Annotated in this window: 20 protein-coding genes, 2 tRNA genes and 1 riboswitch; of the genes, 9 read left to right on the top strand and 13 right to left on the bottom strand. The window is 35.7% G+C overall.

The genetic code is table 11. From position 1 onward, the window contains the following. Positions 1 to 1,377 (bottom strand): hypothetical protein, encoded by a 1,377-nt coding sequence (locus tag LNQ34_RS19975; protein ID WP_230000987.1) that lies wholly within the window; start codon positions 1,375 to 1,377, stop codon positions 1 to 3. A gap of 250 nt (positions 1,378 to 1,627) precedes the next feature. Between LNQ34_RS19975 and LNQ34_RS19980 the strand changes: the two genes are divergently transcribed. Then, on the top strand, positions 1,628 to 3,079 hold the full coding sequence (locus LNQ34_RS19980; protein WP_230001331.1) for an FAD-dependent oxidoreductase: 1,452 nt from the start codon (positions 1,628 to 1,630) through the stop codon (positions 3,077 to 3,079). Between the two features lie 143 nt (positions 3,080 to 3,222). Here the strand turns inward: LNQ34_RS19980 and LNQ34_RS19985 are convergent, their stop codons facing one another. The 4 genes from LNQ34_RS19985 to LNQ34_RS20000 all read right to left on the bottom strand — a co-directional run bounded on the left by LNQ34_RS19985 (position 3,223) and on the right by LNQ34_RS20000 (position 8,061). Beyond that, positions 3,223 to 4,170: a DUF4465 domain-containing protein gene (locus tag LNQ34_RS19985; RefSeq protein WP_230000988.1), complete on the bottom strand. Its 948-nt coding sequence runs from the start codon at positions 4,168 to 4,170 to the stop codon at positions 3,223 to 3,225. Between the two features lie 65 nt (positions 4,171 to 4,235). Further along, positions 4,236 to 5,474 carry a hypothetical protein gene (locus LNQ34_RS19990; protein WP_230000989.1) on the bottom strand — a complete coding sequence of 413 codons (1,239 nt, stop codon included), beginning with the start codon at positions 5,472 to 5,474 and terminating at the stop codon, positions 4,236 to 4,238. A 12-nt stretch (positions 5,475 to 5,486) separates the two neighbouring features. Then, positions 5,487 to 6,728, bottom strand: coding sequence for a hypothetical protein (locus LNQ34_RS19995; RefSeq protein WP_230000990.1), 1,242 nt, complete (start codon positions 6,726 to 6,728; stop codon positions 5,487 to 5,489). A 43-nt stretch (positions 6,729 to 6,771) separates the two neighbouring features. Continuing rightward, complete coding sequence (locus LNQ34_RS20000) at positions 6,772 to 8,061, bottom strand: cell surface protein (RefSeq protein ID WP_230000991.1); 1,290 nt, start codon at positions 8,059 to 8,061, stop codon at positions 6,772 to 6,774. A gap of 464 nt (positions 8,062 to 8,525) precedes the next feature. Beyond that, positions 8,526 to 8,728, bottom strand: a riboswitch (cobalamin riboswitch). 299 nt (positions 8,729 to 9,027) lie between these two features. Here LNQ34_RS20000 and LNQ34_RS20005 point away from each other — a divergent pair. Both LNQ34_RS20005 and LNQ34_RS20010 read left to right on the top strand, forming a co-directional pair. Next, positions 9,028 to 9,444, top strand: coding sequence for a hypothetical protein (locus LNQ34_RS20005; protein WP_202703553.1), 417 nt, complete (start codon positions 9,028 to 9,030; stop codon positions 9,442 to 9,444). Beyond that, positions 9,441 to 10,517 carry a hypothetical protein gene (locus tag LNQ34_RS20010; protein ID WP_230000992.1) on the top strand — a complete coding sequence of 359 codons (1,077 nt, stop codon included), beginning with the start codon at positions 9,441 to 9,443 and terminating at the stop codon, positions 10,515 to 10,517. The genes LNQ34_RS20005 and LNQ34_RS20010 overlap by 4 nt, the downstream gene beginning before the upstream one ends. Before the next feature lie 138 nt (positions 10,518 to 10,655). On the opposite strand, the gene kdpA is transcribed toward LNQ34_RS20010, so the two are convergent. Further along, a complete protein-coding gene (gene kdpA, locus LNQ34_RS20015; protein WP_230000993.1) occupies positions 10,656 to 12,353 on the bottom strand; it encodes a potassium-transporting ATPase subunit KdpA in 1,698 nt (565 codons plus the stop codon). Positions 12,354 to 12,948: 595 nt separating this feature from the next. After that, complete coding sequence (locus tag LNQ34_RS20020) at positions 12,949 to 14,136, bottom strand: outer membrane protein assembly factor BamB family protein (protein ID WP_230000994.1); 1,188 nt, start codon at positions 14,134 to 14,136, stop codon at positions 12,949 to 12,951. A 360-nt stretch (positions 14,137 to 14,496) separates the two neighbouring features. Between LNQ34_RS20020 and LNQ34_RS20025 the strand changes: the two genes are divergently transcribed. Further along, positions 14,497 to 15,552, top strand: coding sequence for a serine hydrolase domain-containing protein (locus tag LNQ34_RS20025; protein WP_230000995.1), 1,056 nt, complete (start codon positions 14,497 to 14,499; stop codon positions 15,550 to 15,552). 22 nt (positions 15,553 to 15,574) lie between these two features. Beyond that, positions 15,575 to 16,414, top strand: coding sequence for a carboxylesterase family protein (locus LNQ34_RS20030; RefSeq protein ID WP_230000996.1), 840 nt, complete (start codon positions 15,575 to 15,577; stop codon positions 16,412 to 16,414). A gap of 71 nt (positions 16,415 to 16,485) precedes the next feature. On the opposite strand, the gene LNQ34_RS20035 is transcribed toward LNQ34_RS20030, so the two are convergent. The 4 genes from LNQ34_RS20035 to LNQ34_RS20050 form a co-directional block, all read right to left on the bottom strand. After that, positions 16,486 to 17,601 (bottom strand): nuclear transport factor 2 family protein, encoded by a 1,116-nt coding sequence (locus LNQ34_RS20035; protein WP_230000997.1) that lies wholly within the window; start codon positions 17,599 to 17,601, stop codon positions 16,486 to 16,488. Positions 17,602 to 17,868: 267 nt separating this feature from the next. Further along, positions 17,869 to 18,573, bottom strand: a complete 705-nt coding sequence (gene deoD, locus LNQ34_RS20040) for a purine-nucleoside phosphorylase (RefSeq protein WP_202703560.1) — start codon at positions 18,571 to 18,573, stop codon at positions 17,869 to 17,871. Positions 18,574 to 18,806: 233 nt separating this feature from the next. Next, positions 18,807 to 18,884 (bottom strand) — tRNA-Val (locus LNQ34_RS20045). A gap of 135 nt (positions 18,885 to 19,019) precedes the next feature. Further along, positions 19,020 to 19,583, bottom strand: a complete 564-nt coding sequence (locus LNQ34_RS20050; RefSeq protein ID WP_230000998.1) for an adenylate kinase family protein — start codon at positions 19,581 to 19,583, stop codon at positions 19,020 to 19,022. Positions 19,584 to 19,843: 260 nt separating this feature from the next. On the opposite strand from LNQ34_RS20050, the gene LNQ34_RS20055 reads away from it, so the two are divergent. Continuing rightward, positions 19,844 to 20,344 carry a hypothetical protein gene (locus tag LNQ34_RS20055; protein ID WP_230000999.1) on the top strand — a complete coding sequence of 167 codons (501 nt, stop codon included), beginning with the start codon at positions 19,844 to 19,846 and terminating at the stop codon, positions 20,342 to 20,344. 205 nt (positions 20,345 to 20,549) lie between these two features. On the opposite strand, the gene LNQ34_RS20060 is transcribed toward LNQ34_RS20055, so the two are convergent. Next, positions 20,550 to 20,627, bottom strand: a tRNA-Val gene (locus tag LNQ34_RS20060). Positions 20,628 to 20,891: 264 nt separating this feature from the next. Between LNQ34_RS20060 and LNQ34_RS20065 the strand changes: the two genes are divergently transcribed. Together LNQ34_RS20065 and LNQ34_RS20070 are read left to right on the top strand one after the other, a co-directional pair. Continuing rightward, positions 20,892 to 22,682, top strand: a complete 1,791-nt coding sequence (locus LNQ34_RS20065; RefSeq protein WP_202703035.1) for an ABC transporter ATP-binding protein — start codon at positions 20,892 to 20,894, stop codon at positions 22,680 to 22,682. A gap of 40 nt (positions 22,683 to 22,722) precedes the next feature. Continuing rightward, positions 22,723 to 24,030, top strand: a complete 1,308-nt coding sequence (locus LNQ34_RS20070; protein WP_230001000.1) for an OprO/OprP family phosphate-selective porin — start codon at positions 22,723 to 22,725, stop codon at positions 24,028 to 24,030. Between the two features lie 138 nt (positions 24,031 to 24,168). Here LNQ34_RS20070 and LNQ34_RS20075 read toward each other — a convergent pair whose 3' ends face one another. Continuing rightward, the gene (locus tag LNQ34_RS20075; protein WP_230001001.1) at positions 24,169 to 25,338 is read right to left on the bottom strand and encodes a proline dehydrogenase family protein; all 1,170 of its coding nucleotides are present in this window, start codon (positions 25,336 to 25,338) and stop codon (positions 24,169 to 24,171) included. 272 nt (positions 25,339 to 25,610) lie between these two features. Between LNQ34_RS20075 and aroB the strand changes: the two genes are divergently transcribed. After that, positions 25,611 to 26,678 carry a 3-dehydroquinate synthase gene (gene aroB / locus LNQ34_RS20080; protein WP_230001333.1) on the top strand — a complete coding sequence of 356 codons (1,068 nt, stop codon included), beginning with the start codon at positions 25,611 to 25,613 and terminating at the stop codon, positions 26,676 to 26,678. Positions 26,679 to 26,795 lie beyond the last annotated feature (117 nt).

The following is a 26,795-nucleotide window of genomic DNA, read 5'->3' on the forward strand; positions in this document are numbered from 1 at the left end:
TTAATCAAGTAATGCTTTAAGCTCTGATTCCTTCTGGTTAATAATGAAAAGCTGACTTTTATCGTCTAACAATATCTTGTAATCAAACTCTTTGGCTGCATTGAACTTCCAGTTTTTTAATTCTTTAAAACTGTTCTTAATGAGTTTTAAATTTTCAGCGTTATTTTTAGAAACAATGATCATCTTAGTCAGATTTGATTTTTGCATCTTTTCTAGAGTGCTTATGCTTATTTCAGTCTCATCCTCTGATCTGGAGCGGTAGCGGTATTTTTGTTTGATGGTATCAAAATCCTTTTCATTTTCAGAAATAACGTATCGGTAAGCCATTAGATTTTCCATTTCGTTTATCCAGTTTGGGAATTTTGTTTCATAGATCTCAATATAACGATCTATAAAACTTTTGTCAATGGCTTTCTTTTGAGAAATGTACTCGTTAAGCATAGGGTAAATTTCTTTTGCCATGAGGTTGATGTATTTTTTATTGTACCAGTCACCACTATCTGCTTTTCCATTCAGCTGTGCGTATACATAACCATTGGCTAAGGAAGTTGCCAGCGCTTCGTTAAGCAGCTGATAGGCGTAATTGCTGTACTTGGATTGGTTTTCTTTGAAACTATTGTCGATCATTTTTTTTACTTCCAATGGCTGTTCGTTGTAAATAATATGATACGTTTCGTGCAGCATTACACTAAAGAGATCCTTATAATCGTCTAAATCTGTTTGAATGGCACTGATGAAATTATTACCAAAAGAATTTGCGGTAAAGCCTTTAGAATTAGGCAAAGGATAAAATGCGATTTCAAAAGGAATTGAAGTGTCCCAACTCGAATTGTAAAAAATCAAACCCATTTCAAAGTAACGCTCCATGTCATTTTCCTTTGCGTATTTAGTAATTTCAACGAGCTGTTTTTCAAATTTTTCTTTATTGGGATTGTATATGAGTTCGTTGTAGATTGGAGTAAAAGCGGAAATAATTCTCGTAAGATCATTCAACGTTTTGTTGGTTAGCACTCCAATAGAGCGTATTTTAAAATCTTTTAAATTTTCTGTTTCGATTAAATTTTTTCTCAAAAAATCAAAGGATTGCATTGGTTTTTTAGAACCTTCCGGGAATTCTTCAAATGGATAGCTGTAATCCAATGTCAGATGATCAAATTCTGCGGCCAGTTTCTGAAATTCCTCAGTGTTGTATTTTGATTTTTGAAACTCGGTTTTAAAAACGTTGTCCGGATAGTTTTCGGATAAATTCTGAAGGAAAACAAAAACAGCTAATTGCTCAGAATACTTAATATTAAATACTGTTTTTTGAGCAAAAGACCAATTGGTTATGGCACATAGCATAACGACCAAAAGCTTAATTTTTAAAGTAATTTTCATTGTTTAGTAATTAGAATTTATTCGATAAGGATTAAAAATAATTCAAAAATTAGCAGGCAACAAACACTCACGATGCCCTACACAAAACAGTAATTGCTATGTTATCTTCCATAACTCCCCCAATCTGTTTTTAGTATCTTTAGCTTACTATTTTGCACTAGCCCTCTTTTATCTTAAATTTGCAGTCTTGTTACAAACATAGCAAAGTTTTCAAATGCTGAAGTGTCTAAATTAGGTAAAAAAAGTGGGAATACATACGATCGAAAATGCAGAAGGAAACTGGACTATTTGTCCCGAATGTCAGGGACGCGGTAAAAAAAGCCAAAGACTCAGCAAGAAAGTACGGCTTCAGTATCAGATAGCGCTGGAAAACTTTGAAAAATCGAAGGACTCAGGAGTTCCTCCTACTCGTCCTAAAGCGCATCTGAATGTCTGTCTCCACTGTGACGGATCGGGATTGATTCCTTCGGAACATCCTACTATTATTGACCAAGAAAACTTCCCGCATGTCGCTATAATTGGAGCCGGTATTGGAGGAGTTGCATTGGCTGTCGCTTGTCTGCACCGCGGAATTCCTTTTACTCTTTACGAACGCGATACTAACTTTGATACCCGATCACAAGGTTATGGTCTCACTTTGCAACAAGCCAGTAAAGCCATTGAAGGATTTGGTATTTTCTCTTTAGAAGAAAAGGTCATTTCAACCAGACATTTGGTACATACTCCGGAAGGAAAAGTAATTGGGGAATGGGGTATTCGAAAATGGATTCCGTCGGATACCAAAACAGCTCCGAAGCGAACGAATATGCATATTGCGCGACAATATTTGCGTTCAGCATTACTGAAACAGCTTGGGACAAATGATATCGTACAATGGGGACATCAGCTCCTAGATTTTAAGGAATCCGAAGACCAAAGTATTTCCTTAAACTTTGAAGTAAATGGCAAAATCAAAAGTGCTAAAGCTGACCTCATCGTTGGAGCTGATGGCATTCGCAGTACGGTACGAAAACTATTAATTGGTGACGATGTTACTCCTTTGCGTTATCTGGGATGTATTGTGATATTAGGCATTTGTCCGTTAAAGGCTCTTAATGGACTTGATCATAATTTGCTCGACTCGGCAACTGTGTTTCAAACGGCTAACGGCAATGAGCGAATTTATATGATGCCTTATACAGAAGATTCTGTAATGTGGCAGCTGAGTTTTCCAATGTCCGAAGACGAGGCTAAAATATTGAGCGCGCAAGGACCAAAAGCGTTAAAAAAAGAGGCTTGTCGAAGAACACAATGGCATGCCCCTATTCCACAAATTTTATCGGCAACTTTAGAGGCGCAAATTTCAGGTTATCCGGTATACGACCGTGAATTACTTCGTCCTGAATTATTAGCCAAAAACAAACTGGCTACATTGATTGGGGACGCTGCACATCCGATGAGCCCTTTCAAAGGACAAGGCGCTAATCAGGCACTGTTAGATGCGCTTTCTTTGGCTCGCGCAATCGTAAGAGAATGCAGACCGCTATCCAACTGGAGAGAGGCAGGAATAAGAGAAAGTGTACTGACTGAGTTTGAATCCGAGATGCTTGTGCGAAGTGCTGCCAAAGTAAAAGGCTCTGCTGATGCTGCTGAATTCCTGCATTCTGAAATTGTACTTCACGAAGGCGATGAACCAAGAGGCAGATGTTTAAAGAATAAATAAGCCAATCGTTTATGGCGTTTTTGTACATCTTTTTTTCTCGCAGATTTTGCAGATCAAGCCGATTTTTCTTTACCATCTATATGTTTTAAACTAAAAAAAGGAGCCACTTTTCAATGACTCCTTTTCGATATTAAATTTTAGTATTATTGAATTCTTTTTACAGACAGCTTGTCTAAACAGAAGTAAGCCGCAGTATTCATTCCGTATACGGGATGTGAATCTGTTGAAGCCATTTGAAAAACAAGGTATTTTACATCTCCCAGACCTTGAAGTGCTGTAGCACTTACATTTATCCATCCTGTTGGCATTACTAAAGAACCTCCTGTGTAATCAGCCAGTGATTGTGTAATTGGTGCAGTAATAGTTCCGCTTGAATCTACTCCGTAAATTAACAATTCAAAGTGATCTCCTGAAGAAAAGGCCTGAGCAAAACCGTCTCCATACAAACAACCATAATAAGGCCATGGGTGCATGTTGATTTTTAATCCTTTTACATTATACAATCCTGTATTTCCAATTTTAATCCAGTTAGAGAAACTTGTCTCACTAAAAGTAGTTCCCTGTGGATTTTTAGGATCTGTATAACTTGACCAGTAGGCTACGATGTACGGATCTCCTGTTGTACCCGGAGTACCTGCCGCAATAGTAGAAGAAGTTCCGAAACCACTTCCTGCCATAGTACCCCACTGATTGGCTACCCAACCGTTAGATCCGCCGGTACCTGCTCCTGAACCGTAATTGGTAATATCATTTACATTGGATACAATAAAACCATCCCAATAGTTGTAACCTGATGATGTTCCGCTATGTGAAAATTTAAATATGTCAACTGTTAAATTGGTATTTGCCACATAAGTATTTTGCCAATACTTCCCTCCTGTTGTTGATGTTCCGCTGGTCAATAAAGAACTTGTCAGGTTAAGCGTAGAAGTCGTTCCTATCGAAGGATCGGTCACTGCGCTTTTAGAAGTTAAGCCTGAGCTTTTAACCGCTGCACTGCCGCTTTCGCTATTTAATAGATTTTCATCATTGCTACAGGACGAAAGTCCCAGAATCAAACCTACTGTCAAAAAATAAAGTACTTTTTTCATGATTTATAAAAATTTTGGATTAATATTCTTGGTTGATTAATAAATAGTTTTATTCCGCTTTTCGATTATTTTCCTGCGGCAAAATTCAAATCTTCTACCTGTTTAAAGGAGTTCGTAACCAGGTCTAATGCGCCAATCTCTGTGAACGTAGACACGTATACCTTTACGAAATCGACCCCGGGAAGATGTACTTTATTACCATTACCATCTACAGCCCAACTAATGTCTATTGAAGGATCTTTGATTCCGCCATAACCCCATTCAAAAGTTCCAACATTGAATGCTGTACCTTCTCCATCGCTAATATCTTTTGTCGCCAAATTGACTTTTGTTCCTTTTAATGTGTAAGAATCACCAAGCCATTGTGGGTAATAATTATAACGTCTCCATTTTTTTGTTCTGGTGATAAAACCTGAAGCCGTTTTATTACTTGCCCATTTAAGATATTCCTTGTCGAACTGCCAATCGTACTTTCCTGCTACGGCAGTTTTACTTGGGTCCGGCTTGTAATACGTCACCTCATAGTTCTTCACTGTAGTCGATTTATAATACTCACTTCCGGCTATTTCGTACCACTCATTATCCTCTGCAATCCCATTTTTATTGGCATCGTAAGCCACCATAATACTCACAGGAGAAAACTTTGAAGCATTTGAAACTGTATTCATCTGAACTGTAAAATCGCGTTTGCCATAAGCATTGATCACCGTGTGATCGAATTTTGTTACGATATAACCACCGAAAGTTCCCAGATCAACAAGAGATCCGTCAGCCAAAATAGCCTGTGCATTCTCTATCGCTTCCGCTTTCGTTGCAAACTCAAAACCGTCATTGTTATAATGCGGAGCAGGTACATAATCGATAATGGAAAGCGCTTTCGAAGTATACGTTTTACCGGTTTCGGCAACTGTAACTTTAGTAGAAGCCTGTTTTACCAACTTATTCAGCGTTACGGTAAAATCTACAGCATAACTTAGTGCTTTTGGCGCTATAAACTTCAAGGTCTTACTGTCGCCGATAACAGAATCTTTAGCCACTCCGTCTTTTCCGGTTACTTTTAAAGTCCATTTGTATTGGGCAACAGCACCATTTGCATTTTCAATCGTTACTTCCGGATCAATCGCTACAACGTTGTATCGCTCCGTTGTAAAATCTGCTTGCAATTTTATAGTAAGAGTTGGATCTTTAATCGGCTCCGGTTTAGGTTCTTCAATTACAGGCTCCGGCTTTGCATCATCATTGCTACAATTGTAAAAAGAACAAACAATGGCGAGGTACAAACTATATTTTATAAACTTTTTCATATTTTTCTCTTCTTACTTTTTTAGATTGTATTTTTTAATTATTTGAAGATCTGCAGCTCCTGAGAATCGCGTAGCCATAGACGACTGCTGGTGGCAAAGTCCCATTGGTTCGCTGACACAGTTCACTACTTTGATAAAATGAATTCCTGGAAGATTTGCTTTATTTCCATTCTTGTCTACCGCCCAGTCGATATCAATATCAGGGCTTTTGGCATTTACGTATCCCCATTCCGGAGCCTCAAAATTCCATAAGGTAGTTTGCCCCGGACGTACTGCTGCGAAATTTACGTTTAGCTTCGTTCCTTCGTAAACAGCTGTATTTTGAGTATCCCAGGCTGGATAATACTCTTTCTTAGTTTTAGACCTTGGTAAAAAGTAGGTTTGAGATTGGTTGTTCTCGCAATAAAGATGCTCACGATCTAAAAAAGGATCATTTGGACCGCTTACTACTACTTTCTTACCGGCCGCAGGTTTATAGTAGGTAATTTTAAAATTCTTAACCGTGTTTTCTTTAGCATGCTGACTTCCTATGATTTCATACCATTCGTCTTCATCGGGTTTTCCATTGCCATTTTTATCATAAGCAACATAAATTAAACCCGGAGCCGGAGGATTGGCTTTATCCGTTAAATCTGCTCCGTAAACTCTGAAGTCTTTTTTTCCTGAAAGATTAACTACCATGTGATCAAATCCAACCACAATTGAACCTCCAAAACCTCCTAAATCGATTGGATAACCAACGCTGGTTTCGCTAATTCTTCCCAATGCTACCCTCATAACATCTGCTTTCACAAATCCGTCTTTGTATAAATCATTGGCAAACATTCCGGGTGCCGGATTAAAATCCTGAATACTTGTTATGTAAGGATTGTAATTTTGAGTCTCATTTATCACATTCACTATGGTGGCACTTGTCCCTTTTTTATCTCCTTCAGTAACATTTAAGGTTAGTTCATAGGCACCGGGATATAAAGCCACAAATCGTAAATCTTTTGTAGTTCCTACAATCGAATCTTTAGTCTGATTGACCGGATTTTTTTTAAGTACCCATTGATAATTTGGATTACTGGTTTCAGCTGAAGCTGTAATATTCAAAACTTTAAAGGTGTTTACTTCAAATTTATCCTGAAGCTTTACTGCTATTGGTATGGCGAGTCCTTCTCCAGAGTTGGCATCATTTTTATCGTCATCGCTGCATCCGGTAAATACCGCTGCAAAAGCCAATAATAATAAATGGGCAAAGTTTTTTTTCATAATTCCTGATATAATAATTTAGTTTAATACACTTTTGAATGGGTTATCGCGTAGGAATGCTTTCTCCTGAAAGATGCAAATCTGTCGCCCCCATTATTTCTGTCGAAGTTTCTCCGAGCCATCCCGCCTGCTGATTAAGGCCATTGTACACTTTCACAAAATCGATTCCGGGAAGCATTACTTTGTTTCCTTTTTCGTCCACAGCCCAGTTAATATCTATGGCCGAATCATCATCATTGTTTGGAGCATTATCTGCATATCCGTATAAAAAAGCATACTGCACAAAATAACTTCCCGTTCCGCTTTCATCAACTGCGTTATCGGATAGTCTTGTTCCTTTATAAGTGATAGAAGATTGGTCTTTAAGCCATTTTGGCCAGTAATCTAAAGAATGATTGTAAGCATTATTCTGAACCAGATAACCACTTTTCCCCTGATTGTCTTTCCATAAAATATACTCCATATCAACAAAACCTACTGTACCTGTAGTTCCGCCCGACACCGGAATTTTATTGGGATCAGGTCGGTAATACGTTATTTCATAATTCTGAATCGTTTTTGGCATCTTATGCCCACCGCCTTCTATCTCGTACCACTGATCGTCCGGAAGTCCGTTTTTATTTGTATCGTAAGCAACCATAATTACTCCTGCTTCACTGCTTCCGCCGCGCATGGTACTGTTCGGATTTGGATTAGCCTCTGCCCAGAATGCATTACCCAGAATTCTGAAATCACGTTTACCCTTAACATTAACAATGGTATGATCGAATCCAAAAACAACATAACCGCCAAAAGCCCCCAATGAAACCAGATCACCGGTTTTCTTAGCCAGATAAGTATTGGCTCTTGATAAAATTCTTTCAGGAGTATCTCCGTCATTAGCAATAGGCAGATCGTTTACAAACTGCCCGGGTGCCGGTTTAAATTCAAATACTTTTGAGATATAGGTTTTATACTCCTTCGTTTCTTTTGTAACGGTAACAACTACTTTTTGAGTTTGTACACTTCCTTTGTCATTTACAGTAACGGCCAATTCATAGACTCCTGCTTCTGCTGCCGCAAATAAAAGTTCCTTTGCTGTAGTAGTACTTAGTGCATAACTTTCTGAAGATGCTTTTGTGATGGTCCAATTGTAAGTAGCTTCTGCTGTTGCGCTGATCGTTGGATTTAAAGTCGTAATTGTAAATCTCTGCATACTAAAAGCTAAATCTGAACTAACAGGCGTCGGATTGCTATTTTCATTTGATGCATTATCATCAGAACAATTGGTTAAGGAGAGTACTGCAATAAGCAACAATAAGGATTGGCAGTTTTTGAAAATAGGATGGTACATGTGGTATTGTTTAGGTTGGTAGTAGTAAAAGCAGGAGAAAATGAAGGAATAACCAAAGAAGTTTTAATTAAAAGCCTTCAACAGAGCGCAATGTTATCCTTATAAGCGTACACAATCCGGCACCGCCAAACGTCCCTGGAATTGAGATGATTTTCTATTAGAACAGGATTAAAATAAGGGAAGAAACCGACACATAATGCATTCAAAAAATCCCGACTCCATACCGATTTCCGTTTCAGAGATGATGGTCTCAAAGAGAAAAAGCAACTATACAACACTCCCGACTGAAGCAGCATAGAAGCAAAAACGATAACAATCAATAAGAATTCTCTTTTTGTATGATACATCACTAATTGAATTAAGAAAACTCCGGGATGTATAAATCAAAAAAGCAATAAGAGAGAATCCCGTCATAAAAAATGACAGGTTCGTTTATTGTTGTTCAACTTTATTCCACGAAAGTCTTAAACTATGTGATTGTGGCAGGTCTCCTGACTTGTTCCATCTTTAAAACAGCCTTCTCATCCCGCAAAGCGAGGCAATGGCATGAGTAACGTTTAAAGACTTATACAGAACTTACAGTAGCGGGTCTGCTCAGGATTTACACCTGATTCCCTTTTAACCATTTTTTCTTAAGAAAAAACAGACCAAAATCTGGCGCAAAGATATAACTATCTTTTACAATAGCGTAATTCTGAATAAAAAATTCCAAATTCCAATATATCTGTCCTAAACACTCTTAGAATTTTGATTTTATTAGTTGATCCCAGAGTGTAACTTTAAAAAATATTTTTTCTTTTTTTTATTCAGATTTTACCCCTTAAATCACGTAGTTATACGCTAAAATTATCAGTACCCAAGTACTAATTTTATAATGGTTTTTGAAACTATAACAACCCTTATAGATTACAATCAAAAATTAAATTACTCCACCAAAAAACAAATAATAACTTAAATCTTATCATTATGAAAAAAGAGTTTCAATCAAACGGGTGTTCTGAAATAAAGCTTGAATCGACTATCCAGAATAATTTTGGCTTTGAACAACTTTATACAGAAGTTTACCTAGGTTTAAACAATGGCAAAAAAACTAGCAAAGCTATCTTTAGTACACCAGAAGACCTGACTGATGGTTCCATCCCTTTAACCCCAGCTTTTCAACATCACGAGGGAACACTTTATCTTAGACATTATTTAACCTATGAGGCAATGCCGGGAGGGCTCGATCAAGCTAAAACAGCTGCAAAGAAACTTCAGTTTCATTATACTATAACGAACAACTGTGATGCTAAAACTAGCAATTTTAAAGGATTTGGACTTGGACCAACTTTTATAGAGAGTGGAAGTCTCGTTTTTTTTGTGACTTTAATTGATATTGTATGAGAACACTAAATATACTTACCTTCCTAATTAGCTTTTCTTCTTTTTCACAATCTATCCAAAAGGTTGATTTAAAAAAAGTAGAAATACTCAACTCAACCGCTTTGGCTTTACTAGACAATTCTGCAGCTATTATATCATCAAATCCGGATGTTAAAGAATTCAATATTAATACAGAAAGTCTGGAGAGTATCTCCTTCGACGGTAATTTATTCTCATCGAACATGAGAGGACTCGAGTACTATGGCTTAGGAACCAAAACAAAAGAGATCAAATCTTTTACCATGCAAAAAATGCAAATGCCTTCGGTTTCCGGAGCATATAGTAAAAATGATTCTATTGCTAAAGTAGCGGTCGGAATTAAATTTAATGTTTTCACACTGTATAATGCCTCATCTGAAGACATGAGAGAAAAATATGCTTCAATGCGCCAAAAATTAAAAAAACTTATAGCATTAGCTAACGATCAAATGGAAAGAGAAGGATATGAGATAGGCGAAGACGAAGACGAAGCAAAAAAATATAATGCTCGCTTCGAAGAAGTATTAGAGGAGCTAATTAAAAACGAATCAGGAATCGAAGCAAAGAATTTTTCAGATATCCTTAAAGCTCCTTTATTAACACTTGATATAGCATCGGCTTATAGTATGCTAATGCCAGCAAAAGATTTCAACAAGTCCCAATCTGGTCGTTTTGGTGCATGGTCTACCCTTACTTTTACATTAGGCAAGGGAGACGAGCATTTAAAGCTATATGGATTCTGCAGATACATACAGGATAATACAGACTACGATTCAAAAAGTAAAAAGTTCACCAACCAAACTAATTTTTTTGATATCGGCTCAAAAGCACAGTTTGATTGGAATAAAATCTCTGTAGGTTATGAATATATTAAACGAAATGGAGACGGTAAAAACTACAGATCTGTTGGATTTGTTCAGTACAAAGTGTCTGACAATCTTTATGTGACAGGCGGTTTTGGAAAAAACTTTGAATCTGCTTTAAACGACGAAACAGTCTCTCTACTTGGGATAAGATGGGGGATTAATGCCAAAGACAGTCGCGACTGGGAATAGCGGTAATTAATAACCAAAATATAAACTCCAAACTCCGGCTAAAATTTGCCGGAGTTTGGAGTTTTTCATAAAATCGTATGGGCCGATTATGTGTTCCTATTCTGAAAAGTCAGGATGAATAGAGTTTGTTTAATTTCTCTAAACCAAAAGCAAATGTTCCTGTACAGGTCCTAATGCAAAAACAATAAACATGGACATTACGGTTAAAATCATAATGACCATAAATAATAAGGTCCCAAAAATACCCGAATCAACCCTCAAGGTGCCCAGTGAAGGAGCTACGGCTTTTTTAGCACTTAAACAACCAATGATTAGAAATGCTCCAATCATCGGAATAAAGCGACCGGCAAGCATCGTAACTGAAGTGGTTAAATTCCAGAAAGGAGTGTTATCAGCCAGCCCTTCAAACCCGCTTCCATTTCCCGCCATCGAAGACACATACTCATAAACGATAGTGGTAAAACCGTGTGGCCCTGTATTGCTCAGCCATTCCACAGCTTCCGGAACATACAAATAAACATGAACCGCTATTGCCGAAAATAATAATGGAATTGCCAAAGCACAAAGGTTAACCAAAACAGCTACCTGAACTTCCTTAATCGAGATTTTTCTGCCAAACAACTCCGGAGTTCGTCCTACCATCAGCGAACCAATAAAAGTAGCTATGATCAGGTAAATAAACATATTGATCCATCCGGTACCCAGCCCTCCAAAAAACGCATCTACCTGCATTCCAATAAACATCCCTATCGAAGACAACGGCATATAACTATCGTGCATACCCGTTATCGTACCGGCCGGGATTATCATATTGACTGCACTGTAAAAGGACGAATAATACGTTCCAAAACGCACCTCTTTACCTTCCATATTGGCTAGTGAAGCGTCAATTCCCATTGCGCTGAGTTTGGGATTACCAGACATTTCACCATAGAGTAAAGGAATACAAGTCACAACAAACCCCATCAACATCACTCCCAAAAGCATTCTTGAAAATTTCTTATTGTTGAGGTATCGGCCTACGAAAACAATAAAAGACATCGGCAAAAGCCAAACGATAATAGTATGAATGATGTAGGTGAAAAAGTTAGGATTCTCAAATGGATGCGCACAGTTGGTTCCAAAAAAGCCACCGCCATTAGATCCTAATTCTTTGATTGGAAGAAACACCGCTGCCGGTCCTGTTGACACTACTACTTCCCTGCCTTCAACAGAGGTAATTTTCTCAGGCTCGTCAAATGTCATTGGTACACCGTTAAACAAAAAAAAAGTTGCCGTAATCATACTTAACGGCAACAATATACGAGTAGATGATCTTACAAAATCACTATAAAAATTCCCTAATCCTTGTATTGATTGTGCAGCAAGTCCCCTGACTACTGCTACACCCGCACATAGGCTTGTGGCCGCACTTAAAAACTGTAAAAGCATAAACACGCCTACTTGTGCAAAATAACTCGCTCCTGTCTCTCCTGAATAATGCTGCAAGTTGGTACTGGTCAAAAAACTAATTGTCGAATTTAACGCCAATGTCCACTCCATACTGTCGATACCAGCCGGGTTTAAAAATAGTTTTCCCTGCAGCAATAAAATAATAAATCCCCAAAGAAACCATATGAATTGTACAGATAACAATACTTTTAAATATGTTTTCCAATTCATTTGAACCGTGGGGTCAATTTTACAAAACCGGTATATCAATCGGTCTAATGGATTAATGAAGTCCGTTATGCTTTTTTCATTTGCATATATTTTTTTCATTTCCCGGCCTACGATGACCGACAGCAAAATAACAGTTAGAAGAATACCAAGTGAAACTATTAATTGAGTTAACATATATTTTAAGATTGAGGTTCTTTGCGAAAGCACCAACAACTAGTCCATACGAACAATAAAAATGTTAATCCCTGATTTACAACCGAAAGCAAATATAAGAAACGCTACTACCTTATCATTTTGATAAGATTACACTATCATTTTGATACTATTTCCTTCTTATTCCTAAAAAATCTCAAGGAATTAGGATACTAAAAATCAAATAATTAATTAGAAAGTACTTTTTACGGCACATCATTTGCATAAAAAACACAAAAAGTAAGTCCGTTTACTTTTATCAAACTTAATTTCCAAAGCCATGAAAAGACATAAAAAAAATGCCGGTTACTTTAAAATTTTTAAACAAGCTACTAAAGAGCGAAGACAAAAAAACAAAATCATACTTACGATACAAGTCATTTTTATAACCATTATAACTATTATGGTGTATCAAAGAATTATGACATAGAAATGTATTGCAAAAAAACGAATCAGCTTATACAACGCTCTTCACCTTCAGGCAAATAAGTCCAAAATAGTAATCACACCAAACTTATCACTCCCTGAATAAAGCGACACAGAATAAAATCCGGAGAATGCTGATACGTTTTTTTGCCTATCGAATCAATTTTAAAAATGCACTATACACATCATCTTTAATTGAGGTTCGCAAATAGACTTCGTTTTCGTCTTTGGTTTTATATTCAAACTGAATCAAAGCCGCATCAGAATAATAAAAAAAGTAATCATCGCCCAAAAATTCAAGATTTGAAATAGGTCTCGTTGATAATTTGTATTCAAATGCTACCTCACCATTGGTAATGTCCAATTGAAAGAGCTTACTTTTACGAGTGTATCCCCAAATATTATCACTTTCTTCGACCATATACTCCACATTATCGGCTTTAAAATCCCTTTTCCAAATTTGAGTTCCTGTTTTTGAATCTACAGCATATATCGAAGAAACTTCGGGGCCTTGTGCGGCAAAATATAGCTTCTTGTCTTTGCAAAATATACGCTCCTTAATATTGTTCTGAGTTTCCTCCAATTTAAACTGCCACAGAACCTCTAGTTTATCAGGATTTAGAGCAAAAACTACATTTTTTTCATTTGCTGTAAAGATAGTTTCTCCATCTGTTACCAATTTTCCGCGCATGGCTTCCTCAAAACTTTTTTGAATAAGAAGTTTTCCTGAATTAGCTTCAAAACTATAAACAGAAGTTCCGCTTTGAATAAAAACTTTGTTATTGAATAAAAGAACCGGACTTTCATTATTTTCAGCATCTAGTTTATGATTCCATAGCAAACCGCCAGTTTTAATATCAAGTGCATAAAGATTCCCGTTTTGAGAGGTTACCAATAATTTTCCCTCATTTATAACCGGAATCTGATTTTTCAGGATGATCTGATCTGTGCTATTCCCCAGTCTTGATTTCCAAAAAACAGCACCAGTCTGATTATCAATCGCAAAAATTTCTCCGTTAATAAAAGGAACATACACTACTCCATCCTGCAATGTGACAGCATTTGCACACAACTCCGTAAAAGAATCTGTTGCTTTTACAGTCCAGTTAATTTTTTCGGACTCTAGATTAAAGGAAAAAAGAGAACCGTCATAATCGTAAATCAATATCGACTCTTTATCCAATGCAACTTTCGCCAACGGTTTTAGCACTTTATGAGTAACTTTATCGCTAATATTGCCCGCAGCTTCCATTTTACCTGGTACTGAAACCGTTTGTACTTGTCCAAAAATATTGGTAACGGCACACACCAATAAAAGAGTTATTAGATTTTTTTTCATTTTTAGATTTGGGGTTAAATGAACTGATTTCTTTTTATCAAAACGAAATTGCCTTTTAAGGGATTCCTAGCTTGATAAATGCTTAAAATTATTACGGTACTAATATAGAAACAATTTTCACCGATAGATCAATATTCAAGAAATAACAACTAAAAAAACTTCTTAAGGAATTAAGGCTTTTTTTATAGTCCTTATAAACCTGCATACAAGCCATTTCTCCCATGGTTTAATGAAAATTTCAACTAAACGACGACGAGAAATATTTTTAGTTTGTTTTTCAAATCAACCAAATCATTCTCTCTAATAATTCTTACATTCGCTCAGGGAAAAGTCTATTGATGCCCACTAATAAACAATTTAATGAAACAAACTTTTACACTCTTCAGAATCCTCTTTTTAGTACTTTTTATTAGTGGCAACAATTACGCACAACACAAAGACGACTTTTCTTCAAAAATTGACAGTCTGATACAAACCACAAACCCAAGAAATTTTAACGGAGTGGTTGTTATTAAACAAAACGGAAAAATAAAATATGCAAAAGCACATGGCTATTCAGATTTCAACAAGAAAACAGAACTGAAAATTTCCGATAAATTTTCAACCATGTCAATTGCCAAACAAATCACGGCTACACTTATCTTACAAGAAGTAGAAAAAGGAACAATCCATTTAGAAACCCCTATTCGTAAATATTTACCGGAATTAAAATATTCGTGGGCAGATACCATCACCGTTAATCAATTGCTCAACAATACTTCGGGATTAAGCAGTGAAGATATAGACAAACCTCTTAAATTTACTCCGGGAGTCGCTTTTAATTATTCTAATATTGGCTATTATGTAGCAGGACAAGTTTTGGAAAAACAAAGTCATAAAAGTTTTGAAGAGCTAGTAACTGCTTTGTTTAAAAAGTGCGGAATGACCAACAGTTACTACCCCAATGAGACAAACAATACATTTTTAACAAAAGGGCACTCCATAAAAAAAGAAGGTAGTATCAGGCTGAACGAACAATTAAATTTTGATATTCATAATTATTTTGGCAGTCATTTAATTGTTTCGGTTCCTGACTTAGCAAAATGGAATGAATGTCTGCACTCCGGTCAACTATTAAAACCCGCTACTTACAAAATGATGATCGCTTATTCAATCACCAATACCCATCCGCTTTTTGGTGATAAACCAATTGGCTATGGTTATGGATTGCGAATAAATGATAAAACCAATATTATGGAAATCGGACATACAGGTTTTCATCCTACTGAAGGATATACAGCGGTCAATTTATACTATCCAAAAACCAAAACCAGCGTTATTGTTATGGAAAATCAAGCATTTGAAAATTTTAGTATTGCTTATTATTTTGAACAGGAAATTAGGAAAATCGTTAGAGAAAGTAATCTGTTGAATTAAAACTCAAATTTATAAAAGCCATATGCATAAACGAAATTCAAAACAAATTATCACCGTACTTTTTTTGACTTTAAGTCTAAACTTCGCCTTTGCGCAAAAAAAAGAGTTCCGGAAAACCACCGTTGACATTCTAACTTTCGTAAATAACCGAAAAGTATTAAACAGTTTAAATACCGATAGCTTTCTTAAAAGAATTTTTACTAAAGACAACATACAAATTCCTTATAGATTTCTAACGCCAAAGGATAATAACAATCACCAAAAATACCCTTTAGTCATTACTTTCCACAACTCTACCCGAATTGGAAATGATAATGAAAACCAGCTTGAACCATTTGCAAAAATTTGGCTGAGACCTGAAATTTATACTAAATATCAATGTTATGTAATCGCACCACAATTCAGCGAGCGTTCTTCAAATTATGAAAAGAATAGTGATGGAATTCCAATTTCAAAACCTTCTGCAGCTGTTTTTGCCTTACTCGAATTAATTCAAAATATTGAAAAAGAATACCCAAACATCGATAAAAACAAGATTTACTTAATTGGATATTCTATGGGTGGATCGACTGCGCAAAATCTACTCAATATCGCTCCAAACCAATTTGCCGCTATGGTTTCCGTAGCAGCAGTTCCTGATTTTTCAAATCTTAAAAAATTAAGTAAGAAGAACATTTGGCTTATTCATGGAGAAAAAGACGATGACAATCCTTATATCGGTAGTGTGGAATTGTTTACAAAATTATCTTCAAACAAGAATTTGACTTTTACCACTTTCAATAATTTAAATCATAACAACATTGTGATTCCGTTTTTACTAACCGAAGAGATTCCAAAATGGCTGTTTGAAAAGCACAAGTAAATCGTATTTTGATGGATTTAGAACTTAATATCCTTGAATCAAATGTCTGCGCAGACTGTTGATAAAGCATTTTATTTGTTTTTCTCCATCCATTCAATGATTTTTAAGGCAACGCCATTTGAGGATTGAAAATTTTGTCCTGTAATAATACGGCCGTCTTGTTCCACATAAGATTCATTTCTCTTTGAAAATTTAAAATCCCCTCCTCTGTCTTCTATAGTCTTCTGAATTAAAAATGGAAAATGTTTAAAATATTCGCCATCTTGTTTTTCGAAAGAGTCAGGATAACCGCTTATTTTTTTTCCTTCCACTAAGAATTTACCATTTCTGGTTTTCAGGTTAACAATACCGGCTGTTCCGTGACATACCGAAGAAATAATGCCATTATTATCTTCGTACACTTGCATCGCGATACGTTGAATATCTGAACTTTCAGGAACATCATACATAGCACTTCCACCGCCGATATAATGAACGGCTTTATAGTTTTTATAATCAATTTCTTTAGGGCTTACGGTATGTTTTATGGCGTACATAAAATCCTGATCGTATAAATATTGCTTTTGTAAATTATCGGAGGTATTGATATAAGCTAAAGGAATACTACCACCCTTTGGACTCACAAAATCAACTGTATAACCGGCATGTATAAAAGTATCATAAGCATTTACGATCTCCGCGAAACTATTGCCTGTTGCAATGGTAGAATTTCCATAATAATGTGCGTTAGAAACAATAAATAAAATCCTTTTTCCAGATTTATTACTTGTTTTACTGCTGGCCGCTTTGCTAATTATTTTCCATTCACCCTGAATTTTCTTCAGCAAAAACATATCCATAAATTCTTGTTTTTTTTCTGCAATGATAATTTCAGCCTTTGCAATAGCAATATCATTAAAAAACTCCAGAGAAATAACTCTGCCCACACGACCGTTAAATTCTCCTTTCTTACCTTTTTGAAACCAGCTAACATATTCCGAGGCCGGAACGATCCATAAAGGTTTGTCTTTGTGACTCAAAAAAAGACTGGCCTCAGAATAAAAAGCCTTACTAATACTGTCAGGCTCATTATAAGATGTACCCTCGATATAGTTTTGAATGCAATTCTGAATTAAAGACTGTTCTGATTGTGAAAAAGATAAATTGGATACTAATGCAAATAAGATTGCAAGAAAGATTCTCTTCATAAACTTGGATTTAATGGTTTTAAAAATATTGCTCAAAACTATACTCATTGCATTCTAAAACGTTCCGGATTTATAATAACGGACTCCAATTTTATACTTTTAGGAGTAGAAATGATTCTTTTTGGTAAATAGCTTCAAAAAAGTCAGGCATAAAAAAAACTCCTTAATTTCTTAAGGAGTTTCTTGATGGGAAATGAAGGATTAAAACAAAACCTATATATTAAGCTATTTCAACCCAATTCAATTCTTTTATCTTTTTGGATCTGTTTAGGCTAACTGCAATGCGAATTCTATCATTTCTTTAAAAGAATTTTGTCTGTCATCTGCTGATAAAGCCTCCTTTTTAAGGATATGATCCGATACCGTTAAAATAGCCAAAGCCTTTTTTCTATATTTAGCAGCTATAGAATACAAAGCAGCTGTTTCCATATCAACAGCCAAAACGCCGTAAGTTTTCCAATTTAAAAAAGGATCCCCTAAATGACTTTCAGTATAGAAAAAATCAGATGTCAATATTGACCCCGTATGCGCTTTTATCTTATTTTGTTCTGCAATTTCATTGGCCTTTTTTAATAATTCAAAATTCGCCGTTGGAGCAAAATCATTGCCGTTAAATTTAAATTTATTCATCCCGGAATCTGTGCACGCACTCATGGCTAAAACAATATCCATCATATTTACATCATCCTGGATAGAACCACAAGACCCCACTCTCACCAACGTCTCTACACCATACTCTTCTATTAATTCCGTAATATAGATTGAAATGGAAGGCATCCCCATACCTGTGCCCTGTACACTAATTCTCTTACCATTATAAAAACCGGTATATCCTAACATTCCTCTAACCTCATTATAGCATATAACGTCTGTTAAAAACGTTTCCGCAATCAGCTTTGCTCTTTTTGGATCACCAGGAAGTAAAACGAAATCTGCTATATCACCCTTTTTTGCGTTATTATGTGCACTCATATTATTATTTTTTAGATTTATAAACTATATTTCTCTCCTCTAATTTACTTGATTTGGATACTATTTCAAGCATAATTCTATAACGGATTTTAATGACAGTCAACGTGATATGAATAAAAACTAATTTGGAGTTGTTCTTGCTTTCGCTTCATAAATCCCTGACAACACCTTAATAGAGGTCCCATAAAACAAAAAACCTCCAAAATCAAAGATTTTGAAGGTGTCTTAAAAAGTGGTGGGCGATGAGGGGTTCGAACCCCCGACCCCCTCGGTGTAAACGAGGTGCTCTGAACCAGCTGAGCTAATCGCCCTATTTTATTAGGTCGCTATCCTTTCGTGATTGCGAGTGCAAATATACAGCTAGATTTTGTATTTGCAAGCATTTTTCGAAAAAAAATTAACTATTTTTAACTTAACACACCTACCCGCTTCATAGTCAATACCTTTTATAAACTATTTTTTATTCGTTCTGTTATTTCGTCAATTGCTCCTAGCCCATCAAAAGTCAAAACTTTAATTTTAGACTTCATATATTCGATTGCAGGCCGGGTTAAAGTTTCAAAAACTTTAATTCTCTTCAGATGGATTTCAACATCTTTATCGTCTTTTCGATTAGACGTTTCAGCTCTTTTTTGTGCTCTTTTTAAAAGTTCTTCTTTTGGAACTTCTATATTGATTACCTTACCTATTTCCATATTCTTGGATGCAATGAGTTCCATCAAATCATTAACCTGAGGTTCAGTCCTCGGATAACCATCCAAAATAATTCCCTTAGCCGAACTGTTTTCATCCAGAATTTTACTAAAAAGATCTTTCATAATGGAATCAGGCACTAAGTCTCCTTTTTCCTCATATTGAGACATTATTTTTCCGATCTCTGTTTTATTCTGTTTTTCCAGACGGCATCGGTCTCCGGTTGAAATATGCTTAAACTTAAGTTCTTCTTTTAGAATTTCACATTGAGTACCTTTTCCTGAATACGGAGGCCCCATTATTACTAATATTTCCATTTATGTGGTGTTTTTATTCTTCTTTATTATCTTCAAAAATTTGAATGAGTTATTTTGTTTTTATTTGCATGACATTACAAATTTACAGGAAATGCAAATTAATTACTTTAAAGACCTTCTCGATAAAGAACCAAACTAAGTCTATATTCACTTTATAGCAAAATAATACCTACTATTTTGTTTAAACAATATAACTAATTTCAGCTTTAAAAACACTATTTTAATTAATTTAGTCGTAAACTTAAAATAACTATCTGTAAATGGAATTAACTATTAGAAATTATACTATTGCTCAAAAATCTGAAAAATTTGACATTCTAGTACCATGTGATAGTTCAGTTGAACTAAAGTTTTCCTACGTAGATTTCGAAACTAAAGAAACCCCTAAAAAAAAACTAACAGTAAAGTTCGCCCTCAATCAATCTAACGATGAATTAAGTGAGTTTAATTTCGTTAACTTCAAGAACACTGATCTTATTTTCTTTAGATATACCTATCAATGGGGAATTATAGATTTCAAAACAAAACAACTAAAAAGAAATATCATTGACAAGTCTTTGGATTTTCCTTTTTTTTACTTGCATGATAATTGTATCCTGGTAATTGATGATTCTTTTGCGGAAACCATAACTTTTGATGGGGAAACAATTGACAAGATCAGTAATGAACAGCCTCATGAAATGAACGAACATGAAGATTATTTTGAATTTGACATTATTGGAATTGAGAAAAGAAAACTAAGTAAATTCCATAAAAGATAGACTATCGATAAAATTCTTAGTTTCTCTAAAGTCGTATATAGATTTTTTCTTGTTCAGATTATCTAATCTTTTTGCTTAATCCCCAACTTTTGAACCTGATCCAGAATTTGTTCTTACTTTCACTAAACAAAACATATACTACAAACTCCATAAATCTACAAAATAAAAAACCTCCAAAATCAATTGACTTTGGAGGTGGTATTATTGGTGGGCGATGAGGGGTTCGAACCCCCGACCCCCTCGGTGTAAACGAGGTGCTCTGAACCAGCTGAGCTAATCGCCCTATTTTACTAGGTTGCTATCGTTTGTGATTGCGAGTGCAAACTTACGACTAGATTTTGTATTTACAAGCTTATTTTGAAGAAAAATTACATCATTTTGCGAAATATTTTTTAGTAATCTATTTATCAATCTTTTAAAACAGAAATATTTTTTACCATTTTTTACCATTTAGTTAAAAAATGAAATCTCAAAGCCTAATTTCGAATATTCTTTTGTATTCACTCGCTATAATCATACATTTGCATACCTTAAATAGTATACTCAAATGCCTAGATATCAAGAAAACGATTTACCTAAAGCTAAATTAGACTCTAATTCACTTCAAAAAGCACTACGAATTTTTAAATACGGTAAAAATCACAAATGGAAATTCTTTCTGGGATTGATTTTTCTCTTATTAACCAGCGCCACTGCCCTTGCCTTTCCCAAATTAATGGGTATGCTCGTGGATTGCGTTACCAATAAAAATCTCAACAGAGCCAACGAAATTGCGGTTGGACTTATGGTCATCCTTACACTGCAAGCTATTTTCTCTTTTTTCAGAATTTCGCTTTTTGTAAATTTTACTGAAAATTCACTTTCAAACATTCGTTTTGCTTTGTATGAAAACTTAGTAAAACTACCCATGTCATTTTATTCTCAAAAACGTGTTGGAGAACTAAACAGCCGAATCAGTGCTGATATTTCACAACTACAGGATACTTTCACTACGACCATCGCTGAATTTTTACGTCAGTTGATCCTAATTATTGGTGGATTTGTTATCCTAGGTAACATCAGTCCAAAGTTAACTTTAATGATGTTGGCTATTGTACCTGTGGTCGCTGTAGCGGCAGTTGTTTTTGGAAGATTCATTCGCAAGTACGGAAAGAAAACGCAGGATAAAGTAGCCGAAAGCCAGGTAATTGTTGAAGAAACGCTGCAAGGAATAAGCAATGTAAAAGCTTTTGCCAACGAATGGTACGAAATTCAGCGTTATAAAAATAAAATCAAAGAAATTGTAAAAATCGCTATAAAAGGCGGTCAATACAGAGGTTACTTCGCTTCTTTTATCATTCTTTGTCTTTTTGGCTGTGTCGTTGCTGTGGTTTGGTACGGAATCACCTTAACCATTAAAGGTGAAGTGGAAGGCGTAGGAGATTTGATTTCTTTTGTACTTTACACCACATTTATTGGTGCTTCTTTTGGCGGAATTGCCGAAATGTATGCGCAGATTCAAAAAGCAGTTGGCGCAACGGAACGTGTTTTTGAATTACTGGAAGAAACTCCGGAGGATATCAATGCCAAAACCAGAACTACCCCAATTGAAAAAATCAAAGGAAATCTTTCCTTCAAAAATGTTGCTTTCAGTTATCCTTCCAGAAAAGAAGTTGAGGTACTAAAAGAGGTGAATTTCACTGCCGAATTTGGTCAGAAAATTGCGATTGTAGGCCCTAGCGGTGCCGGAAAATCAACCATCTCTTCGCTCCTTTTACGCTTTTACGACAGAACATCTGGTGACATTACTGTTGATGGAAAAAGCATCTATGACTACGATTTAGAAGAGCTTCGCGGAAACATGAGTATCGTTCCTCAGGATGTCATACTGTTTGGCGGAACCATTAGAGAAAACATTGCTTACGGAAAGCCGGATGCTACCAATGAAGAAATTATCGCCGCGGCAAAACAAGCCAATGCTTTTAATTTTGTAGAAGGTTTCCCTGAAAAATTTGAAACCCTGGTAGGAGAACGTGGCGTAAAATTATCAGGTGGACAGCGTCAGCGCATTGCAATCGCAAGAGCATTACTTAAAAACCCAAGTATTTTAATATTAGATGAAGCAACATCATCTTTAGATAGTGAGAGTGAAAAACTGGTTCAGGAAGCATTGGAAGTTTTAATGGAAGGAAGAACAAGCATCATCATCGCACACCGACTTTCGACTATTAGAAACGCCGATAAAATTTTGGTTTTAGATCATGGAAAAATTACCGAAGAAGGTACACATCAGGAATTGATCAATCTGGAGAATGGAACTTATAAAAACTTAAGCAACCTTCAATTCAGCAACTCCTAATTAGAATGTAAGCAGTATTAACTAACCTTAAACCAAAGAAATGCCACATTTAAGAATCGCTTTAATTTTATTATTTATTGTTGCAAATACGATCAATGTTCTTGCTCAGGAAAAACCTTTTAATGTGGTTAATATTTCCAAAGACGGATCACAATACATCAAATTTGGAATGAACCTTCAGGTTTGGGGAAGATATTCCGAATTGAACGAAGGAAGTAAAATTGGCACAAATGAAGTTAGTGATACCTACGATATCGTCATCAGACGTTTGCGTTTGCAGGCAATGGGAATGCTGACGGAGAATATTTTCTTTCATCTTCAACTGGGACAGAACAATATTAATTTCACACAAAACAATGGACCTTCAAATGCACCGCTTTCAGTTATGGATGCTTTAGGAGAATATCATTTTAGTAAAAAACTTCATATTGGCGGTGGATTAACAGCCTGGGGAGCCGGAACAACTCGTTATTCAGCGAATAGTTCTTCCTCACATCTTACTCTGGATACGCCCATGTACCAGCAGTTTACTAATATTTCATCGACATTCGGAAACCGAAATCTAAGTATTTACGCTAAAGGTGATCTGGGCAAATTTAATTATCGTGCCGCTATTACCAATCCATACCGAAGTACAACTGACAATCTGGGCATTAATTCTTCGGTAAGCACACAAACACCAAAAGCACAATATGCAGGAATCTTAACTTATTCTTTCTTCGATAAAGAATCTCTTGAAGATGCCTACCACAAAGGAACGTATTTAGGAACAAAGAAAATCTTTAATATCGCACTAGGCTATATGACTCAAGCCAAAGCCATGTGGCGCTTAACTCCTGATGCGGCTATCGCATACGACGATATGAGAATACTGGGTTTTGATGTTTTTTACGACAGTCCAATTAACAGTAAAGGTGCTGCTATAACTGCTTACGCGGCTTTTAACAATAATAATTACGGAAAAAATTACATCCAGTCTGTTAACACACCCAATCCCGCTATAGGCGATAATTCTCTGATAAACGGTTCAGGTGCCGGATTTATCGGTGTAGGAACCGGAAATATTTATTACGCTCAGTTAGGATATCTTTTTGGAAAATCAGATAACGAATCCAAAAAAGGTCGTTTCCAGCCGTATGCTGCCACACAAATTGCAGACTTGGAAGCATTAGACAGTCCAATGGCTATGTATGAGTTAGGTGTAAATTATTACACTACCGGTACTTTGGGACCAAAATTCAGTTTAAACTATCAAAACAGAGCGGTTTACGACAAAAACCTTACAGGTGCTTACAAACAAAGTGACCGATTAGGAATGGTCGTTTTACAATGCCAGGTTTCATTTTAATTCAATACCCAAATCTGACCGGATTTAAAAACCGTCGGATTTAATAGATAAATAAGACAAAATCAATAAAAAATCCCAAATTCCAATTGTTGCGATTGGGATTTGGGATTTTTTATTGTATTGGAATTTTACTTTAATTTATTTTCCTTTTCTTCTTTTACGTTCCGCTTTAATCATAGACAATTCGCGGCTGGTTTGACCTGCAACTGAAGTATTCTCTTCTGCACGACGAATCAGGTAAGGCATAACATCTTTGACTGGTCCGAATGGTAAATATTTCGCAACATTATAGCCGTTCTCTGCTAAATTGTAACTGATATTATCACTCATTCCGTACAATTGTCCAAACCAGATTTTAGTATCGTTTTTCGCAATTCCTTTTTCCTGCATGATCTCCATCAGTTTATAAGAACTCAATTCATTGTGAGTTCCTGCAAAAATGGACATGCTTTCCAAATGCTCTGCCATATAACGTATAGCAGCATCATAATTAATATCTGTAGCTTCTTTAGAAACGCAAATTGGGGAAACGTAATTTTTCTCTTCCGCACGTTTGTTTTCTTTCTCCATATAAGCACCACGAACGATCTTCATTCCTATAAAGAAACCTTCGCTCTTAGCCACTTCATGCAGTTTTTTCAAATAATCCAAACGATCCCAACGGTACATTTGCAAAGTATTGAAAACAATCGCTTTTTCTTTATTGTATTTACGCATCATGTCGGTAACCAAATCATCGGCCGCATCCTGCATCCAGCTTTCTTCTCCGTCAATTAGCAAAGCCACATCTTTTCTGTGAGCTTCAGCACAAACATGATCAAAACGGGCTACTACTCTATCCCACTCTGCTTGTTCTGCTGGAGAAAGCGTTTGTTTCTCTCCTAATTTTTCATATAATTCGAAACGTCCAAAACCGGTTGGCTTAAATACTGCAAACGGAATCGCCAGACGTTCTTTTGCAAATTCAATGGTTTTTAGTGTCATTTCTAAAGCAGCATCAAACTGCTCTTCTTCTTCTTTTCCTTCAACTGAATAATCCAACACTGATGAAACACCTTTAGTAAACATTTTGTCTACCACTGTAATACAATCGTCTTCGTTTACACCACCACAAAAATGGTCAAAAACGGTTGCACGAATCAATCCCTCTACCGGAAGATGCGCTTTAATAGCAAAATTAGTAACAGCGGTTCCTATCCTCACCAAAGGCTGGCTGTCGATCATTTTAAAAAGAAAATAAGCTCTGTCAAGTTCCGTATCACTTTTTAGCGAAAATGCAACCTGAGTGTTATCAAATATTTTTTCCATTAAGGTCAGTTTTTTATGCAAATATAGATAGAGTTTTGAATATTTGTCAATAATCACTACCCAATTTTTCAATATCATTAACAACATTGTTATATTTTTACAGCTTGCAACACAAGAGTTTGCCACATAACAATCTTTTTGAAAGAAAATTACAGATAAACACCTTGAAACCTTATATAGAATGATTCGTTTTAATACAAATTAGAACAAAACTTTGAATATTATTTAGTTAAAAATGCCTTATTTTGCGGTTTCAATTCAACGACAGAGATATGCAATCTATTCAGGCCAATAATTATCTGGTGCATTTTAACCAAAATGCATACGAAGCTTTAAACCATCACTTAAAAGAAAGTAAATATTCAAACGTGTTTATTATAGTTGATAATCAAACCAATGAGCATTGTTTACCGAAGTTTTTACCTTTATTGGAAACTGATCTGACCATTGAGATCATTGAATTTGAAGCAGGAGAAATCAATAAAAATATTGAAACCTGTATTGAAGTATGGAAAGTCCTGACAGAACTTGGTGCCGACAGAAAATCACTTGTTATTAATCTTGGTGGTGGTGTTGTAACTGATTTAGGAGGCTTTGTTGCTTCGACTTTTAAGCGCGGAGTAGATTTTATCAATATCCCTACTACCTTATTATCTATGGTTGATGCTTCTGTTGGAGGAAAAACCGGAGTAGATTTAGGAAATTTAAAAAACCAAATTGGTGTAATTAACGTACCTCAAATGGTATTAATTGACACACAATATCTTGAAACGCTACCGCAAAACGAAATGCGTTCCGGTCTTGCCGAAATGCTAAAACACGGGTTGATTTACGATTCCGCCTACTGGAAGCGGTTTTTAGATTTAAATTCAATTGATTACGCTGATTTTGACGAATTGATTTACCGTTCTGTAGAGATAAAAAATGACATTGTTGTTCAGGATCCAACCGAAAAGAACATTCGTAAAGCCCTTAATTTTGGACACACCTTAGGGCATGCCATAGAAGGTTACTTTTTAGAAAGTGAAACAAAAACGACACTATTACACGGTGAAGCCATTGCGATTGGAATGATATTGGAAAGTTATATTTCACTGCACAAAAACTTAATTTCAGCAGCAGAATATGCCGAAATTAAAACCGCAATTAAGAGTATTTACGAAGACGTAAAAATCGAAGAAAACGACATCGATCCGATCCTCGAATTGCTGATTCACGACAAAAAAAATGAGTACGGATTAATTCAATTTGCCTTAATCGAAGGAATCGGAAAAATAAAAATTAACCAATCGGTTGAAAATAAATTGATTCTAGACGCGTTTCAGGATTATAAATCTTAAACTTTTTTTAATAAAAAAGCTTTGCTTTAGGTATATATTATTTTTTACATTTGCCACGATGAAAACGAACAGTAAACAAAGACATTTTAACTCTTACAGAAACCGCCTCAACAGTTC

The organism is Flavobacterium lipolyticum (assembly GCF_020905335.1).
GTDB classification, from domain to species: Bacteria; Bacteroidota; Bacteroidia; order Flavobacteriales; family Flavobacteriaceae; genus Flavobacterium; species Flavobacterium lipolyticum.